Origin of the sequence: Nonomuraea sp. ZG12 (assembly GCF_052068115.1) — a bacterium.
Taxonomy (GTDB): domain Bacteria; phylum Actinomycetota; class Actinomycetes; order Streptosporangiales; family Streptosporangiaceae; genus Nonomuraea.
In genome coordinates this window covers 184,106-201,261 of sequence record NZ_JBQHCW010000012.1, presented here as the reverse complement: position 1 = coordinate 201,261, position 17,156 = coordinate 184,106, and the positions used below count along the sequence as shown (strand labels likewise).

14 protein-coding genes are annotated in these 17,156 nt (G+C 69.5%); 10 read left to right on the top strand and 4 right to left on the bottom strand.

Going from position 1 to position 17,156, the window contains the following annotated elements; genetic code table 11:
* Positions 1-6: 6 nt before the first annotated feature.
* From ACTMTF_RS29490 to ACTMTF_RS29475, 4 genes are read right to left on the bottom strand one after another with little or no spacing between them, the layout of a single operon-like run.
* Positions 7-2,106: a glycoside hydrolase family 127 protein gene (locus tag ACTMTF_RS29490; RefSeq protein WP_441113591.1), complete on the bottom strand. Its 2,100-nt coding sequence runs from the start codon at positions 2,104-2,106 to the stop codon at positions 7-9.
* A complete protein-coding gene (locus ACTMTF_RS29485; RefSeq protein WP_441113590.1) occupies positions 2,099-2,863 on the bottom strand; it encodes a carbohydrate ABC transporter permease in 765 nt (254 codons plus the stop codon). Before ACTMTF_RS29485 ends, ACTMTF_RS29490 begins: the two co-directional genes overlap by 8 nt.
* Entirely contained in the window at positions 2,860-3,759 is a 900-nt protein-coding gene (locus ACTMTF_RS29480; protein ID WP_441113589.1) for a carbohydrate ABC transporter permease, read from the bottom strand. Before ACTMTF_RS29480 ends, ACTMTF_RS29485 begins: the two co-directional genes overlap by 4 nt.
* A complete protein-coding gene (locus tag ACTMTF_RS29475; protein WP_441113588.1) occupies positions 3,756-5,012 on the bottom strand; it encodes an ABC transporter substrate-binding protein in 1,257 nt (418 codons plus the stop codon). The genes ACTMTF_RS29480 and ACTMTF_RS29475 overlap by 4 nt, the downstream gene beginning before the upstream one ends.
* 124 nt (positions 5,013-5,136) lie before the next feature.
* Here ACTMTF_RS29475 and ACTMTF_RS29470 point away from each other — a divergent pair, with 124 nt between their 5' ends.
* The 10 genes from ACTMTF_RS29470 (at position 5,137) to ACTMTF_RS29425 (ending at position 17,148) form a co-directional block, all read left to right on the top strand.
* On the top strand, positions 5,137-6,141 hold the full coding sequence (locus ACTMTF_RS29470) for a LacI family DNA-binding transcriptional regulator (RefSeq protein WP_441113587.1): 1,005 nt from the start codon (positions 5,137-5,139) through the stop codon (positions 6,139-6,141).
* Between the two features lie 146 nt (positions 6,142-6,287).
* A complete protein-coding gene (locus ACTMTF_RS29465; RefSeq protein WP_441113611.1) occupies positions 6,288-7,271 on the top strand; it encodes a LacI family DNA-binding transcriptional regulator in 984 nt (327 codons plus the stop codon).
* A gap of 70 nt (positions 7,272-7,341) precedes the next feature.
* Positions 7,342-8,340 carry an ABC transporter substrate-binding protein gene (locus ACTMTF_RS29460; protein ID WP_441113586.1) on the top strand — a complete coding sequence of 333 codons (999 nt, stop codon included), beginning with the start codon at positions 7,342-7,344 and terminating at the stop codon, positions 8,338-8,340.
* Positions 8,341-8,404: 64 nt separating this feature from the next.
* Positions 8,405-9,916 (top strand): sugar ABC transporter ATP-binding protein, encoded by a 1,512-nt coding sequence (locus ACTMTF_RS29455; RefSeq protein ID WP_441113585.1) that lies wholly within the window; start codon positions 8,405-8,407, stop codon positions 9,914-9,916.
* Positions 9,913-10,935, top strand: a complete 1,023-nt coding sequence (locus ACTMTF_RS29450) for an ABC transporter permease (protein ID WP_441113584.1) — start codon at positions 9,913-9,915, stop codon at positions 10,933-10,935. The genes ACTMTF_RS29455 and ACTMTF_RS29450 overlap by 4 nt, the downstream gene beginning before the upstream one ends.
* Positions 10,932-11,918 (top strand): galactofuranose ABC transporter, permease protein YjfF, encoded by a 987-nt coding sequence (gene yjfF / locus ACTMTF_RS29445; protein ID WP_397003608.1) that lies wholly within the window; start codon positions 10,932-10,934, stop codon positions 11,916-11,918. Before ACTMTF_RS29450 ends, yjfF begins: the two co-directional genes overlap by 4 nt.
* 196 nt (positions 11,919-12,114) lie before the next feature.
* On the top strand, positions 12,115-13,233 hold the full coding sequence (gene chvE, locus ACTMTF_RS29440; RefSeq protein ID WP_397003606.1) for a multiple monosaccharide ABC transporter substrate-binding protein: 1,119 nt from the start codon (positions 12,115-12,117) through the stop codon (positions 13,231-13,233).
* Positions 13,234-13,291: 58 nt separating this feature from the next.
* Positions 13,292-14,821 carry a multiple monosaccharide ABC transporter ATP-binding protein gene (gene mmsA, locus ACTMTF_RS29435; RefSeq protein WP_441113583.1) on the top strand — a complete coding sequence of 510 codons (1,530 nt, stop codon included), beginning with the start codon at positions 13,292-13,294 and terminating at the stop codon, positions 14,819-14,821.
* Positions 14,822-14,826: 5 nt separating this feature from the next.
* The gene (mmsB, locus tag ACTMTF_RS29430) at positions 14,827-16,089 is read left to right on the top strand and encodes a multiple monosaccharide ABC transporter permease (RefSeq protein WP_441113582.1); all 1,263 of its coding nucleotides are present in this window, start codon (positions 14,827-14,829) and stop codon (positions 16,087-16,089) included.
* Positions 16,090-16,164: 75 nt separating this feature from the next.
* Positions 16,165-17,148, top strand: a complete 984-nt coding sequence (locus tag ACTMTF_RS29425) for a LacI family DNA-binding transcriptional regulator (protein ID WP_397003875.1) — start codon at positions 16,165-16,167, stop codon at positions 17,146-17,148.
* Positions 17,149-17,156 lie beyond the last annotated feature (8 nt).

Here is a 17,156-nt window from a genome sequence, read left to right as displayed (position 1 = left end):
GCGCCGTCAGCGAGCCCGGCCCCGCCGATCCCCGGCGGGGCCGTCCCGGTCGGCGACGGGCAGCCAGACGCGCATGGTGGCGGGGCCCCGGTTGCCCCAGCGGTGGTAGGGGATCAGCCGCAGCGCCGTCCCGGCCTCGCTCGCGGGCCGCTGCCGGTACGGCTCGCCGTCCCGCTCCGAGCCGTACGGCCACGCGCCCGGGTCCGTCGACCCGGCGACCCCCTCGACCTCCAGCTCCACCGCCCCCTCCGCCAGGCGCTCGGCGGGCGGCGACGTCGGCACGACGGTCACTTCGGCGGGCGATGACGTCGGCACGACGGTCACTTCGGCGGGCGATGACGTCGGCACGACGGTCACTTCGGTGAGTGGTGACGCGGGCACGACGGTGGGGGGTGACGCGGGCACGACGGCCATCTCGGCGAGAGGCGGCTCGTCGCCGACGGACTCCGCGCAGTAGACGAGCGGCCCACGCTCCACGGCCGCGCACCCGCGAAGCGCGTCGATCCGCCGGTCCGGATACGTCCACCGTGCCGTCATCGGCAACTCCAGCCGCAGCTCGTCACCCGCCCGCCAGTCCCGCTCGACCACGACATAACCGGCTTCCACCACCCGCACGCCCTCCGAACCGCCGTCACGCCGCCCGGAATCCGAGCCGCCGTCCCACCCGGCGTCCGAACCGTCGGTCCCGCCACGTCCTCCGAGGTCTCCGGCGTCGCCGGTGACGGCCGGCGTGCCGGACCAGAGGGTGGCGCCCGCCGCCCAAGCGGGGACGCGCAGGGAGATCCGCGCGCTGCCGCCCTCCAGGACCCGTACCCGCACCCCGCCCGTCCACGGGTACCCGGTCTCCACCCGCAGGGCCAGGTCGCCGTGCCGGATCTCGCCCGGCGTGTACTGGTGGATCTGGACCCCGCCGGCCGAGCCGGTGGCCACATAGGCGGCCAGCGACGCGAGGGTGCGGGCGATGTTGTTCGGGCAGCACGACACGTCGAACCACGGCGAGCGCAGCCCGCCCCCCGCCGCGTGGCTGGCGACCCCGGCGAGCGGCTCGGCGGGCACTCGTACGGCCAGCGGGTTGGCGTAGAAGAAGGAGCGGCCGTCCAGCGCCACCGAGGTGGCCAGCACGTTGTACAGGGTCCGCTCGGCCAGGTCGGCGTAACGGGCGTCGCCGGTGGCCAGGAGCAGCCGGTGCGACAGCATGACGGAGGCGATGCCCGCGCACGTCTCGGCGTAGGCCCGATCCGGCGGCAGCTCGAAGTCGTCGCCGTACGCCTCGTCGGCGTGGCGTGAGCCCATCCCGCCGGTCAGGTGGGTGCGCCGGGCGACGGTCCGCTCCCACTGCGTCTCGACCGACTTCAGCAGCTCCTCGTCGCGGGTCTCCACGGCCACGTCCACCGCGCCGCACGCCAGGTAGAGGGCGCGTACGGCGTGCCCGCGAAAGACCATCGCCCGCCGGACGGGGACGTCGTCCTGGAAGTACGCGCGCCCGAGGTGGATCTCGCCGAGGGCGGGCAGGCCGCGGCGCTCGACGAAGCGGCGGGCCATCTCCAGGTAGCGGTCGGCGCCGGTGGCCCGGTAGAGCTCCACCAGCGCCATCTCGATCTCGGGGTGCCCGCACGTCTGGGCGCCGCTCATGAAGCGGCGGCAGACGTGGTCGGCCGCCCGCACGGCCACCTCGGTCAGCTGGTCGGGGCCGTGGGTGCGGAGCCGGGCCACGCCCGCCTGGATGAGGTGGCCGTAGCAGTAGAGCTCGTGGCCCCACTCCAGGTCGGTGTAGCGGCTGCCGCTCCAGCGGGTGTTGAGGTAGCCGTCGCCCTCCTGCGCCCTGGCCACCGTCTCGGCCAGCGCCGGCAGCTCGGGGTGGCCGGCCCAGGCCATCGCCTCCAGCAGCTTGTAGATCTCCGAGTCGCTGAACTCGCGGCCCCGGCGCGGGCGCTCGCCCCGGAAGTTGCCGATCCAGCCTTCGCGCTCCATCCATTCCTGGCAGTGGGCGATGGTGACCTCGCGGTTGAGCGCGACGCGGTCGCCCCAGAATCCGGGCGACAGGTGTACCGCGTCGAGGCCGAGCGGGGACAGCGCGCCCGAGGAGGGCAGGACGGGGTTAGCCACGCAGAGCTCCTGACATGAATCCGCGCACGTAGTGGCGCTGCAGCACGATGAAGAGGATGAGACAGGGGATGGCCATGACCATGACGCCGGCCTGGAGCATGCCGTAGTCGACGGTGCCGAACGTGCCCGACGTCATGCTGACCACGGCCACCGGCAGGGTGAACGACGCGCCGTCGTTGAGCAGGATGAGCGGCGCGAAGAAGTCGTTCCAGGAGGCGAGGAAGGCGAACAGGCCGACCGTGATCAGCGCGGGGCGTACGGCGTGGAGCAGGATCCGGGAGAACGCCCGGAACGTGCCGCAGCCGTCCACCAGTGCCGCCTCCTCCAGCTCGCGCGGGACGGACTCGAACGCGTTGCGCATCATGAACAGCGCGAACGGGAGCTGGAACATCACGAACACCAGCGACAGCCCCACCAGCGAGTTCTGCAGCCCGAGATAGCCGAGCAGCACGTACAGCGGGATGAGGATGGTCGCGTACGGCACCATGAGGATCGCCAGCGTGGCCAGGAACAGCAGGTTCTTGCCGGGGAAATCGAAGCGGGCGAAGGCGTAGCCGCCGAGCGCCGACACCAGGAGCGTGCCGCCGACGGTCATCACCGAGACCAGCACGCTGTTGGTCGCGTAGGTGCCGACCCCCTCGCCGTAGGCGGCCATCTTGAGATAGTTCGACGGTTTCTCCAGCGAGGCGTAGCCGCTCCACAGCAGTGGGAACAGGAACAGCACGGCCAGCGCCGAGAGCGTGGTGTACCTCCTCATCGCAGTCTCCGCATCATGAGGGTGTTGAGCCCGACCAGGCCGGCCAGCAGCACGACCGACAGGGCCGCGGCGCCGCCGAGGTCGAAGCGGAAGAAGGCGTCCCGGTAGACGACCATGACCATGGACACCGTGCTGTTGTCCGGGCCGCCGTTGGTGAAGATGAAGAACTGGTCGAAGGCGAGCAGGGAGCCGGTGACGCTGAGGATGAGCATCAGGGCCAGCGTCGGGCGCAGCAGCGGCAGGGTGATCCGGGTGAAGATCTGCCACCGGTTCGCGCCGTCGCTCCTGGCCGCCTCGTACACCTCGACCGGGATCGCCTGCAGGCCGGTCAGCAGGATGAGCATGTTGAACCCGGCGAAGCGCCACAGCACCAGCGTGATCGTGGAGAACAGCGCCATGTTCGGCGTGCCGATCCACTTCACCGGCTCGTCGATGAGCCCCAGCGTCCGCAGGATCGGGTCGATGGGGCCGAAGTCGGCGTTCAGCATGCCGTAGAAGAGCAGCGCGGCGGCGGCGAAGCCGACCGCGCCCGGCAGGAAGAACGCGGTGCGGAAGAAGCCGACGCCCGGCCTGCGCTCCTGCACGAGCAGGGCCAGGCCGAGCGCGACCGCCGACAGCAGGACGGTGGTGATCGCGGTGTACTTGAGCGTGAAGAGCACCGAGTCGACGAAGAGCGGGTTCCCGGCGATCTTGGTGTAGTTGTCCGGGGCGTTGAAGGTCGCCGGCCCCAGCAGGGGCCAGCGGTTCAGCGACATCCAGACCACCAGCACCAGCGGCGCGACGAACAGCACGCCGACGATCACCGCGGTGGGCGCGGCGTAGAGCCAGCCCTGGGCTTTCCTGCTGTGCCGTAGGGAGCCGGGCCGTAGGGAGCCAGGCCGGGAGGAGACGGTCATTGCGTCAAGGACTTCGTGACCTCGGCGTTGAGCTGGGTGACCTTCGCGGCGTCACCGAACACCGCCTCGCGGGCCAGCCGCAGCCACGGGCCCTGCGGGTCGTTGAAGGTCTGGCCGAAGCGCAGCGCGTACGGCGTCTCGCCCTTGGCCACCAGCGAGTTCATCAGCACCACGCGGGGGTCCTCGGCGGAGTACTTGTTGCTGGACAGGTCCGTACGGGCGAGCACGTCCTTGTTCTTGGCCATGACCTCGACCTGAGCCTCGTCGGAGACGGTCCAGGACAGGAACTCCCAGGCGGCGTCCGCGTGCTGGGTGGTGGAGGAGACCCCGATCGAGTCGCCGCCGACGAAGGTGGACTCGCCGCCGTCGGGGCCGGAGATGGGCGCGACGCCGATCTTCATGTCGGCGGGCATCAGGCCGAGCGTGGTCGACGGCATCGGCATGACGCCGATCTCGCCCTTGGGGAAGAAGCCGGCCCAGGTGGGCCCCTGCTCCTCCTTGGCGGTCGGGCCGGTGACGCCCTTGTCGTAGAGATCACGCCAGATCGCGAACACGTCCGTCATCGCCCGCTGGTCGTTCAGCGAGGCGGTGCCCTCGGGGTTCATGACCTGGCCGCCGGCGGCCCAGACGGAGGGCCAGAAGGTGAAGACGTAGCAGCCGCCGCAGTTGCCGCCGAAGAAGGTGCCGTGCACCTTGCCGTCCTGGCCGAGTTTCTCGTCGATCGTGGTGGCGTGCTCGGCGAACTCCTTGAGCGTCTTGGGCCCCTGCTCGGGGTCCAGCCCGGCCTTGGCGTAGAGATCCTTGTTCCAGAACCAGACGGACAGGTCGAGCGTGTGCGGCAGCGTGTACTGCCGGCCGTCCATCGTGCCCAGCCGCATGTGCGAGGGCGCGAGCTTGTCCTTGTACGGCAGCGCGGCGATCCGGTCGGTGATGTCCAGGAACAGGCCCTGGGAGGTGTAGTTGGGGACGAAGATGACGTCCGAGGCGAACAGGTCGGGCAGCTGCTTGGCGCCCGCGGCGGCCGCGATGCGCGGCTGGTAGTTGTCCGTCGGGATGACGGTCAGCTTCACCTGGTTCTTGTGGCCGCTGTTGTAGGCCTTGACCAGCCGTTCGCTCTGCGCCTGGGTGGCGGCTCTGGTCCACATGGTGATCGTGACGGGCCCGTCGGCGGGTTGCTGCGCCCCGCCGCCTCCACAGGCTGTTGTTAGCGCTAACAGGGTGACGATGGCCATCCCGGCGAGCCGTGGTCTCATGGTTGACTCCTTCGGTCCCCCGTGTGGACTAAAAGGTTTTCGGAAACGTAAGAGAAACCTGCGGGCGTGTCAATGGCTGTTAGGGTTTGCTCTGGCCTTCAGGTGACCGAAAAGGGTTTCGATAATGGTGGACAAACGGGCGACCATCAGCGACGTGGCATCCCTGGCGGGGGTGTCGATCGCCACGGCGTCCAAGGCGCTCAACGGGCGGCAGGACGTACGCGACTCGACCCGGCAGCGGGTGCTGGCCGCCGCCGAGCAGCTCGCCTTCCAGCCCAACGCACTGGCCAGGGGGCTGCTGTCGGGGCAGACGCGCACGGTCGGGCTGCTCACCTCCGACAGCGCCGGCCGGTTCGGCATCCCGGTGCTGCTCGGCGCGGAGGACGCGTTCGGCGCGGGCGAGATGGCGGTGCTGCTCTGCGACGCCCGCGGTGACGCGATCAGGGAGCAGCATCACCTTCGCGCGCTGCTGTCGCGGCGGGTGGACGGGCTCATCGTCGTGGGGGAGTCGACCGATCCGCGGCCGTCGCTGAGCAAGGACCTGCCGGTGCCGGTGGTGTACGCCTACGGGCCCTCCGACGACCCGTCGGACGTCTCGTTCGTGCCCGACGACGTGGGTGGCGCGATGCTGGCCGTGCGGCACCTGCTCGCGCTGGGCCGGCGCAGGATCGCGCACGTCACCGGGCCGGTCGACTACAAGGCCGCCCGCGACCGGGCCGAAGGGCTGGCGGAGGCGCTGGCCGAGGCGGGCGTGCCGCAGACCGGGCAGACACTGTGGGGCACCTGGTCCCAGCGGTGGGGCCGGCACGCGGCGGAGATGCTGCTGCGCGCCGAGCCCGAGCTGGACGCGGTGTTCTGCGGCAGCGACCAGATCGCCGCCGGGTTCGTGGAAGCGGCCCGTGAGCTGGGCAGGCGGGTGCCCGACGACCTCGCGGTGGTCGGCTACGACAACTGGGAGGTGCTGGCCGCCGAGACCCGCCCGCCGCTCACCACCGTGGACCCCGACCTGGAGCGGCTCGGCAGGACGGCCGCCCAGCACCTGTTCGCGGCGATGGGCGGCAAGGCCACGCCCGGAGTGCACAGGATGACCTGCCGCCTGGTGATCCGGGACTCCACCGCGACGATGTGACGGGGCAGGACCACCGGGAAGGGCCGTCGCGTAACGCGACCGTAATCGGAGCGCCCCTTGACGGGACCCTTTGTTAACGTTCACAGTCGTCCCAAGCGCGGAAAGGGGCGGCGGTGACAGCCATCCAGAAGCAGCGTCAGCCGGTAATGGCGGACGTGGCGAAGGAGGCCGGAGTGTCTCACCAGACGGTCTCCCGCGTGCTCAACGACCACCCCAACGTGCGCGGCGCCACCCGCGCCCGGGTGCTGGCAGCGATCGGCAAGCTCGGCTACCGCCGCAACCTCGTCGCTCGCGCCCTGGTCACCAGGCACTCCAGGACCCTCGGCGTGGTCAGCTTCGACACCACCCTGTACGGCCCCGCCAGCACGGTGTACGGCATCGAGCAGGCGGCCAGGGCGGCCGGCTACTTCATCAGCATCGTCAGCCTCACCTCCATCGACAGGGCCGGCGTCCGTGACGCCCTCGACTACCTGGCGGACCAGGGCGTCGACGGCATCGTGGTGGTCGCGCCGCAGCGCTCGGCGGCTCAGGCGCTGGCCGATCTGGCGGTCGACGTCCCGGCGGTCGCGGTCGAGGGCGGCCAGGCCGGCGACGTGGCGGTGGTCTGCGTGGACCAGGTCGAGGGGGGCAGGCTCGCCACCGAGCACCTGCTCTCCCTGGGGCACGAGACCGTGTGGCACGTCCGCGGCCCCGCCGACTGGCTGGAGGCCGAGGGGCGGGTGGCCGGCTGGCGGGCCGCGCTGGCGAGGGCGGGCCGCCGGGCGCCGGAGCCGCTCGCCGGGGACTGGAGCCCGCGCTCGGGCTACGAGGCCGGGCGCAGTCTGGCGAGCATGGCGGACGTCACGGCGGTCTTCGTGGCCAACGATCAGATGGCGCTGGGCGTGCTGCGCGCCTTCGCCGAGCAGGGGGTGAAGGTGCCCGAGCAGGTGAGCGTCGTCGGCTTCGACGACATCCCCGAGTCGGAGTTCTTCTCGCCCCCGCTCACCACCGTCCGGCAGGACTTCGGCGCGGTCGGCCGGCACAGCATCGGGGTGCTGCTGCGGCAGATCGAGGGAGACGGGCCCCGGGAGCCCGAGCGGCTCGTGGTCCCTCCCGTGTTCGTCCCACGAGTCAGTACGGCCAGGCGCTAGCAGGAAATGGCGAGGCGGTTTCCGCCCGGTCGCTTGTTAACGCTCACATTGAAGAAAGGACACCCCCCACATGATGAAGAGGATCTCGGCGTTGGTGATCGCCGGGCTGACGGCGGTGGCGCTGACCGGATGCGGCACCAGTAGCAGCAGCGGCGGCGGCGGTACCGAGAGCGGCGGAGGAGGCGGCGACGACACCATCGTCATGGGCTTCTCCCAGGTCGGCGCGGAGAGCGGCTGGCGGACCGCGAACACCAAGTCCGTGCAGAGCGCGGCCGAGAAGAGCGGGATCACGCTGCGCTTCTCCGACGCCCAGCAGAAGCAGGAGAACCAGATCAAGGCGATCCGCTCCTTCGTCCAGCAGAAGGTGGACATCATCGCCTTCTCGCCGGTGGTGGAGTCCGGCTGGGACACCGTGCTCAAGGAGGCCCAGAACGCGAAGATCCCGGTCATCCTCACCGACCGGGCGGTGGACTCCAAGGACACCACCCTCTACAAGACCTTCCTCGGCTCCGACTTCGTCGAAGAGGGCAAGAAGGCCGGCCAGTGGCTGGTCGAGGAGTACAAGGACGCCAAGGACACCGTCAACATCGTCGAGCTGCAGGGCACGACGGGCTCCGCGCCGGCCAACGACCGCAAGGCGGGCTTCGCCGAGGTCATCGCCGCCGACCCCAAGTTCAAGGTCGTGGCCTCGCAGACCGGCGACTTCACCAGGGCCAAGGGCAAGGAGGTCATGGAGGCGTTCCTGAAGTCCACCCCGGACATCGACGTGCTGTACGCGCACAATGACGACATGGGTCTGGGCGCGATCGAGGCGATCGAGGGCGCGGGCAAGGTGCCCGGCAAGGACATCAAGATCATCACGGTGGACGCGGTCAAGGACGGGATGCAGGCCCTGGCCGACGGCAAGATCAACTTCATCGTGGAGTGCTCGCCGCTGCTCGGCCCGCAGCTCATGGACCTGGCCCAGAAGGTCATCAAGGGCGAGAGCATCCCGGCCCGCGTGGTGACGGAGGAGACGACGTTCACCCAGGAGCAGGCCAAGGCCGCGCTGCCCACCCGCGAGTACTGACCGGCGAGAGGACCGGGCCGGTCGTGACGGCCGGCCCGGTCGGACAGAAGGGAAGGGGCGCCGGATGGACGCACCCGCGCCGATCCTGCGGATGAGCGGAATCGGCAAACAGTTCCCGGGCGTGCGCGCCCTGGACGGCGTGGACCTGCGGCTGCTGCCCGGGGAGGTGCACGCGCTCATGGGCGAGAACGGCGCGGGCAAGTCGACCCTGATCAAGGTGCTGACCGGCGTCCACCCGGCCGACGCCGGAGACATCGAGCTGGCCGGCCGGTCCGTGGCGTTCGGCAGCCCGCTGGAGGCCCGGCAGGCCGGGATCAGCACCGTCTACCAGGAGGTCAACCTCTGCACGAACCTGTCGGTGGCGGAGAACATCCTCATCGGCCGTGAGCCGCGCCGCCTGGGGCGCATCGACTGGAAACGGATGCGAGCCAGGGCCAGGGAGCTGCTCGCCCGGCTGGAGCTCGACCTCGACGTCTCCGCGCCGCTGTCGTCCTACTCGCTGGCCATCCAGCAGATGGTCGCCATCGCCCGCGCGCTGGACGTCGACGCCCAGGTGCTCATCCTGGACGAGCCCACGTCCAGCCTGGACGCCGACGAGGTCGACCGCCTCTTCGGGGTGATGAAGCGGCTCAAGGACGAGGGCATCGCGATCCTGTTCGTGTCGCACTTCCTCGACCAGGTCTACGCGATATCCGACCGGATGACGATCTTGCGCAACGGGCGTCTGGTGGGCGAGTTCCTCACCAGCGAGCTCGGCCAGGTGGAGCTGGTGTCGAAGATGATCGGCCAGGAGCTCGAAGCCCTGGACAAGCTGCACGGCGAGGCGAAGGTCTTCGACCGGCCGCTGGTCGAGGCCCGCGAGCTGGGACGCACCGGCGCCATCGAGCCGTTCACGCTCACCGTCCACGAGGGCGAGGTCGTGGGGCTGGCCGGGCTGCTGGGCTCGGGCCGTACGGAGATCGCCCGGTTGCTGTTCGGCGCCGACCACGCCGGGACCGGGCAGGTGGCCATCGGCGGCGAGCCCACGCCGCTGCGCACGCCCCGGGCGGCGATGACCCACAAGATCGCCTTCTGCTCGGAGAACCGCAAGGCCGACGGGCTCGTCCCGGACCTCACCGTGCGCGAGAACATCATCCTCGCCCTGCAGGCGACCAGGGGCTGGACCAGGCCGGTGCCGCGCGAGCAGCAGGACGAGCTGGTCGGCAAGTACGTCAAGGCGCTGAAGATCAGCCCGCCGAACCCCGAGCACCTGGTGCGCGACCTGAGCGGCGGCAACCAGCAGAAGGTGCTGCTGGCCAGGTGGCTCATCCTGGAGCCGAGGCTGCTCATCCTGGACGAGCCCACCCGGGGCATCGACGTGGGGGCCAAGGCGGAGATCCAGCGCCTGGTGGCGGAGCTGTCCGGCGGTGGCGTGGCGGTGCTGTTCATCTCCGCCGAGCTGGAGGAGGTGCTGCGGCTCAGCCACAAGGTCGCCGTGCTGCGCGACCGCAGACTCGTCGCCGAGCTGCCCAACGACGACGCGCTCACCACCGACGTGCTGATGGAGACGATCGCGAGCGGAGGGCGAGCCTCATGAGACGCCTGCTCTGGCCGGTCCTGATCCTGGCCGTGCTGTTACTGGTCAACGTGCTGTTCACGCCCGGCTTCTTCAGCGTCCAGGTCCGCGACGGGCACCTGTACGGGAGCCTGATCGACATCCTGCGCTTCGGCGCCCCGCTGATCCTGGTGTCGCTCGGCATGACGCTGGTCATCGCGACCGGCGGCATCGACCTGTCGGTGGGCTCGGTGGTGGCCATCTCGGGGGCGCTGGCCTGCCTGCAGATCAGCCAGGACGCGGGGGTGTTCACCGCCGTGGTGCTCGCGCTCGGCCTGAGCGTGCTGCTCGGCGCGTGGAACGGGTTCCTGGTGGCGGGCGTCGGCATCCAGCCGATCATCGCCACGCTGATCCTCATGGTGGCCGGGCGCGGCCTGGCCCAGCTGATCACCGACGGGCAGATCATCACCGTCAACGACCCCGCCTACAAGCTGATCGGCGGCGGCTACTGGCTGACGGTGCCGTTCGGCATCCTGATCGTGCTGGTGGTGCTGGCGGTCACCGCGTTCCTGACCCGGCGGCTCGCGCTCGGGCTGCTCATCGAGTCGGTGGGCGGCAACGCCGAGGCGAGCCGGCTGGCCGGCATCAGGGCGCGCGGGATCATCGTCATGGTCTACGCGTTCGCCGCGCTGTGCGCGGGCATCGCCGGGCTGATGATCAGCTCGAACGTCTCCAGCGCCGACGGCAACAACGCCGGGCTCTGGATCGAGCTGGACGCGATCCTGGCCGTGGTGATCGGCGGCACGTCGCTGGCGGGCGGGCGCTTCTCGCTCGGCGGCACGGTGCTCGGCGCGCTCATCATCCAGACGCTGACCACGACGATCTACTCGATCGGCGTGCCGCCGGAGACCACGCTGCTGTTCAAGGCGCTCGTGGTGACCGTGGTCTGCCTGATCCAGTCCAAGGCCTTCCGCGACAAGGTGTTCCATCGCCGCCGGACGCCGGCGCGGCCGGCCCCCTCCGGGCCGGCGACCGAGGAGAAGGCGCGGGTGACGGCATGACGACGCTGACGCTGGGCGGTGGCCGGACCATCCCGGCCAAGTACGTGCCGGTCCTGGTGACCGCGTGCCTGTTCGTGGCCATGTTCGTGGTGGGCGGGATCCGCTACGAGGGGTTCGCCAGCGGGCAGGTCATTCTCAACGTCTTCATCGACAACGGGTTCCTGCTGGTCGTGGCCGTCGGCATGACGTTCGTGATCCTCACCGGCGGGATCGACCTGTCGGTGGGGTCGGTGGTGGCGCTGTCCACGATGATCTCGGCCAGTCTGATGGCCGGGCCGGGCTGGCCGGCGTACGTGGTGATCCCGCTCGTGCTGCTCGTCGGCTCCACCCTGGGGCTGATCATGGGCTATCTGATCCACGCCTTCGACATCCAGCCGTTCATCGCCACGCTGGCCGGGATGTTCCTGGCCCGGGGCCTGTGCTACACGATCGGCACGGAGTCGATCCCGATCGAGGACCCGACGTTCACCGCGTTCGCGCAGACCAGGATCGACCTGTTCGCCGATCTGTGGATCTCGCCGAGCGTGGTCATCGCCGTGGTGGTGGTGCTGGCCGCCGCCTACGTGCTGCACTACACGCGCCTGGGCCGGGCGGTCTACGCCACCGGCGGGAGCGAGCAGTCGGCGGTGCTGATGGGCCTGCCGGTGGGCCGGACGAAGATCACGGTCTACACGATCTCGGGCTTCTGCTCCGCGCTCGGCGGGGTCCTGCTGTCGTTCTACATGCTCTCGGGATACGGCCTGCACGCGGTCGGCATGGAGCTGGACGCCATCGCGGCGGTCGTGATCGGCGGCACGATGCTGATGGGGGGCACCGGGTTCCTGTTCGGCACCGTGCTGGGCGTGCTGGTGCTGGGCCTGATCCAGACGATCATCAGCTACCAGGGCACGCTGAGTCCCTGGTGGACGAAGATCTTCATCGGGATGCTGCTGTTCGCCTTCATCCTCCTGCAGCGCCTGTTCTCAGCCAGGTCCCGCCGCTGACCTGGGACCGGACGTTACCCGAACGTTTCCTGGAGGTGACCGACAGGCATTGACACCCCCGTTGTTAGCGATAACAATCTGCGAGAACGTACGCGAGTTTTATTCTTATTTATCACTGTTTGTGATCAATCCCCTGTATCGACGGCAGCCAGGGCGACCGGTGCTGCCGTGACCCCACGTGCGAGGAGAAACCCCGATGAGGTTGGCCCGGATCGGCGGACTGGTGTCCGCCATCGCGCTCGCCGCGACCATGACGGCCTGCGGCTCCAGCCAGAAGACGGTCGACGTTCAGCCCTCGGCGGGGGCCGAGGGCGGCAACGCCGGCGCGCTGATCGGCGTCACGATGCCGACCAAGTCGTCCGAGCGGTGGATCCACGATGGCGACAACGTCAAGTCGCAGCTGGAGAAGCTCGGCTACAAGGTCGACCTGCAGTACGCCGAGAACGACATCCCCACGCAGGCCAACCAGATCGAGAACCAGATCACCAAGGGCGCCAAGCTCCTGATCATCGCCTCGATCGACGGCACCGCGATCACCTCCCAGCTGCAGCAGGCGGCCGACAACAAGATCCCGGTCATCGCCTACGACCGCCTGATCCGCAACAGCCCGAACGTCGACTACTACGCCACCTTCGACAACTTCAAGGTCGGCGTGCAGCAGGCGACCTCGCTCCTGGCCGGCCTCGGCGTCGACAAGGGCGAGAAGGGGCCGTTCAACGTCGAGCTGTTCGGCGGCTCGCCTGACGACAACAACGCCACGTTCTTCTGGAACGGCGCCATGTCGATCCTCCAGCCGAAGATCGACGACGGCACCCTGGTGGTCAAGAGCGGCCAGACCGACTTCAAGACCGCCGCCATCCTCCGCTGGGACCCGGCCACCGCGCAGAAGCGGATGGAGGACATCATCACCAAGACCTACACCGGCGACACCAAGGTCGACGGTGTCCTGTCGCCGTACGACGGCCTGTCCATCGGCATCCTGTCGGCGCTCAAGAGCAGCGGCTACGGCACCAGCTCCCAGCCGTACCCGATCGTGACCGGCCAGGACGCCGAGCTCGCCTCGGTCAAGTCGATCGTCGCCGACGAGCAGTACTCCACCATCTTCAAGGACACCCGCACGCTCGCGGAGACCACCGTGAAGATGGCCGACGCGGTGCTCAAGGGCGGCAAGCCCGAGGTGAACAACACCAAGGACTACGACAACGGCAACAAGGTCGTCCCCTCGTTCCTGCTCGACCCGGTCATCGTCGACAAGAGCAACTACAAGGACGTCATCATCGGCGCCAACTACTACACCGAGGACCAGCTCAAGTAAGGGCGTGCTCCGGGGGCGGTCCGCCGCCCCCGGAGCCCCTGACCGAGGGGCTTGAGACATGACCGATCACATCTTGCGGATGAGCGGGATCACCAAGACGTTCCCCGGCGTGAAGGCGCTTCAGGACGTCACCCTGTCCGTGCGGCGGGGCGAGATCCACGCCATCTGCGGCGAGAACGGCGCCGGCAAGTCGACGCTGATGAAGGTGCTGTCCGGCGTCTATCCGCACGGGACCTACGACGGCGAGATCACCTTCGAGGGCGAGCGGTGCCGGTTCGGCAGCATCCGCGACAGCGAGCACGCCGGCATCGTCATCATCCACCAGGAGCTCGCGCTCAGCCCGCAGCTGTCGATCGCCGAGAACATCTTCCTCGGCAACGAACGGGCCAAGCGCGGCATCATCGACTGGAACCGTACCAACTACGAGGCCGCCCAGCTCATGGAGCAGGTCGGCCTGCGGGAGAACCCGACGACCGTCGTCGCCGACGTCGGCGTCGGCAAGCAGCAGCTCGTCGAGATCGCCAAGGCGCTGTCGAAGGAGGTCAAGCTCCTCATCCTCGACGAGCCGACCGCGGCGCTCAACGACGACGACTCCGCGCACCTGCTCGACCTGCTGCGCGGGCTGCGGGACGGGGGCATCACCTGCGTGATCATCTCCCACAAGCTCAACGAGGTCACCGCCATCGCCGACTCCGTCACGATCATCCGCGACGGCCGGACGATCGAGACGCTCGACATGGCGGGCGACGCCGTGACCGAGGACCGGATCATCTCCGGGATGGTCGGGCGCGCCCTCGACAGCCGCTTCCCTCCGCACCAGCCGACGATCGGCGAGGAGGCGCTGCGCATCGAGGACTGGACCGTCTACAGCCCGAGCCAGCCCGGCCGGAAGGTCGTCGACGGCGCCTCGCTCAACGTGCGCCGGGGTGAGATCGTCGGGCTCGCCGGGCTCATGGGCGCGGGCCGTACCGAGCTGGCCATGAGCGTGTTCGGCCGGGCCTACGGCGTGCACATCACCGGCAAGATCTTCAAGAACGGCCGGCCGATCGAGATCCGCACCGTGCAGGACGCGATCAAGCACGGCCTCGCCTACGCCACCGAGGACCGCAAGAGATACGGCCTCAACCTCATCGAGGACATCAAGCGCAACGTCTCCGCGGCCGGGCTGAGCGGCCTGTCCCGGCACGGCTGGGTGGACGAGCACGAGGAGTACCGGGTCGCCGAGGGCTTCCACAAGAGCATGAACATCAAGGCGCCCAGCGTGTCGAGCGTCGTCGGCAAGCTCAGCGGCGGCAACCAGCAGAAGGTCGTGCTCTCCAAGTGGATCCTCACCGAGCCCGACGTGCTCATCCTCGACGAGCCCACCAGAGGCATCGACGTCGGCGCCAAGTACGAGATCTACACGATCATCAATCGCCTGGCCGACGAGGGCAAGGCGGTGCTGGTGATCTCCTCGGAGCTGCCTGAGCTGCTCGGCCTGTGCGACCGCGTCTACGCGCTCTGCGAAGGCCGGATCACCGGCGAACTGCCGCGCGCGGACGCCACGCAGGAACGCCTCATGCATCTCATGACCAAGGGACAGGAGTAGCTCCAATGAGCAGCATCACGCCCGCCGAGGTGAAGGTCGGCGCGAAGGGCGGCGGATCGGACGGGCCCCGGCGGCCCGGCCAGGTGTCACTGGGCGGACTCTCGCTCAACCTGCGCGCGAGCGGCATCTACATCGCCTTCGCCCTGATCGTCGCGCTGTTCTGGGTGCTGACGGACGGGGCTCTGCTCCAGCCGCAGAACATCTCCAACATCATCGTCCAGAACTCCTACGTGCTGATCCTGGCGATCGGCATGATCCTGGTCATCATCGCCGGGCACATCGACCTGTCGGTGGGCTCGGTGGTGGCGGTCACCGGGGCGCTGGCCGCGGTGCTCATGGTGAACATGGGCCTGCCGTGGCCGCTCGCCCTGGTGATCACGGTCATCGCCGGCGGCCTCATCGGCGCCTGGCAGGGCTACTGGATCGCCTACTTCGGCATCCCGGCGTTCATCGTGACGCTGGCCGGCATGCTGCTGTTCCGCGCGCTCACCATGACCGTGCTGGGCAACCAGGGCATCGGCCCGTTCCCCGACCAGGTCCGCACCCTGGCCAACGGCTTCACCAGCGGCTACCTCGGCAACATCGGCCTCGGCCCGCTGGGCGGCGCCGACCTGTTCAGCCTGCTGATCGGCGTGACCGCGATCGCCGGCATGGTCGCCTCGCAGTGGCGCAGCCGCACCGCACGGGCCGGCTACGGCCAGGTCGTGGAGCCGATGGCGGTGTTCGTGCTCAAGATGGCCGCCGGCGCCGGGCTGATCCTCTTCCTGGTCGTGCAGCTGGCCCGCTTCAACAACCTGCCCTGGGTGCTGGTGCTGCTGGCGATCCTGGTGCTGGCCTACTCCCTGATGGCCAACCGCACGGTCTTCGGCCGGCAGATCTACGCCATCGGCGGCAACCTGCAGGCGGCCGTCATGTCCGGCGTCAAGGTGAAGAAGGTCGTCTTCTGGATCTTCGTCAACATGGGCGTCCTGTCGGCCATCGCCGGCATCATCTTCGCCGGTCGGCTCAACCAGGCGGGCCCGACGGCGGGCAACGCCTTCGAGCTGGACGCCATCGCCGCCGCCTTCATCGGTGGCGCCGCCGTACAGGGTGGGGTCGGCAAGGTCGTCGGCGCGCTCACCGGCGGGCTGATCATGGCGGTGATCAACAACGGCATGTCCCTGATCGGTTCGCCGAGCGAGCGGGTCATGCTCGTCAAGGGCGCGGTGCTGCTGGCAGCGGTCGCCTTCGACGTGTGGACCAAGCGCAGGGCGGGCGCGGCGGGCTGACCGCCGCGCAATACGATCTCGGTGCCGAGGAGAGGAGAGACCGTGACGACCACCCCCAAACGCCGCCTGCCGGTCATGGCCGACGTGGCCAAGGAGGCCGGCGTGTCACATCAGACGGTCTCCCGCGTGCTCAACGACCACCCCAACGTCCGGGCCGACACCCGGGCGCGGGTGGAGGAGGCGATCCTCCGGCTCGGCTACCGCCGCAACCTGGTCGCGCGCGCCCTGGTCACCAAGCGCTCGCGGATGCTCGGCGTGGTGAGCTTCGACACCACGCTGTACGGCCCGGCCAGCACGATCTACGGCATCGAGCAGGCGGCCAGGACGGCCGGCTACTTCGTCAGCATCGTCAGCCTGAAGTCCATCGACGCCACCAGCGTGCGCGAGGCCATCGACTACCTCACCGAGCAGGGCGTCGACGGGGTCGTGGTGGTCGCGCCGCAGCGCTCGGCCGGCCGCGCGCTGGAGAGCCTGCCCTCCGGCACGCCGGCGGTGGCCGTCGAAGGCACTCACAGGGCCGACGTGTCGGTGGTCTGCATCGACCAGTTCGAGGGCGCCAGGCTCGCCACCCGGCACCTGCTGGAGCTCGGCCACGAGACGGTCTGGCACGTCAGCGGCCCGTCCGACTGGCTGGAGACCGAGGGCAGGCTCGCCGGCTGGCGCTCGACGCTGGAGGCGGCGGGCCGCCCGGTGCCGCCCCCGCTGCCCGGCGACTGGAGCCCGCGCACGGGCTACGAGGCCGGCCGGCGCCTGGCCGCGATGGACGGGGTCACGGCCGTCTTCGCGGCCAACGACCAGATGGCGCTCGGCGTGCTGCGGGCGCTGTCGGAGGAAGGAGTGAAGGTCCCCGACCGGATCAGCGTCGTGGGCTTCGACGACATCCCCGAGTCGGAGTTCTTCTCGCCCCCGCTCACCACGGTCCGGCAGGACTTCGACGCGGTGGGCAGACACTGCATCGAGGCGCTGCTGCGGCAGATCGACTCGGGGCCGGTCGCCTACGAGCGGCTGGTCGTGCCGCCCGGCTTCATCGTCAGATCCAGCACGGCTCCCGCACGATAGAGGCACGC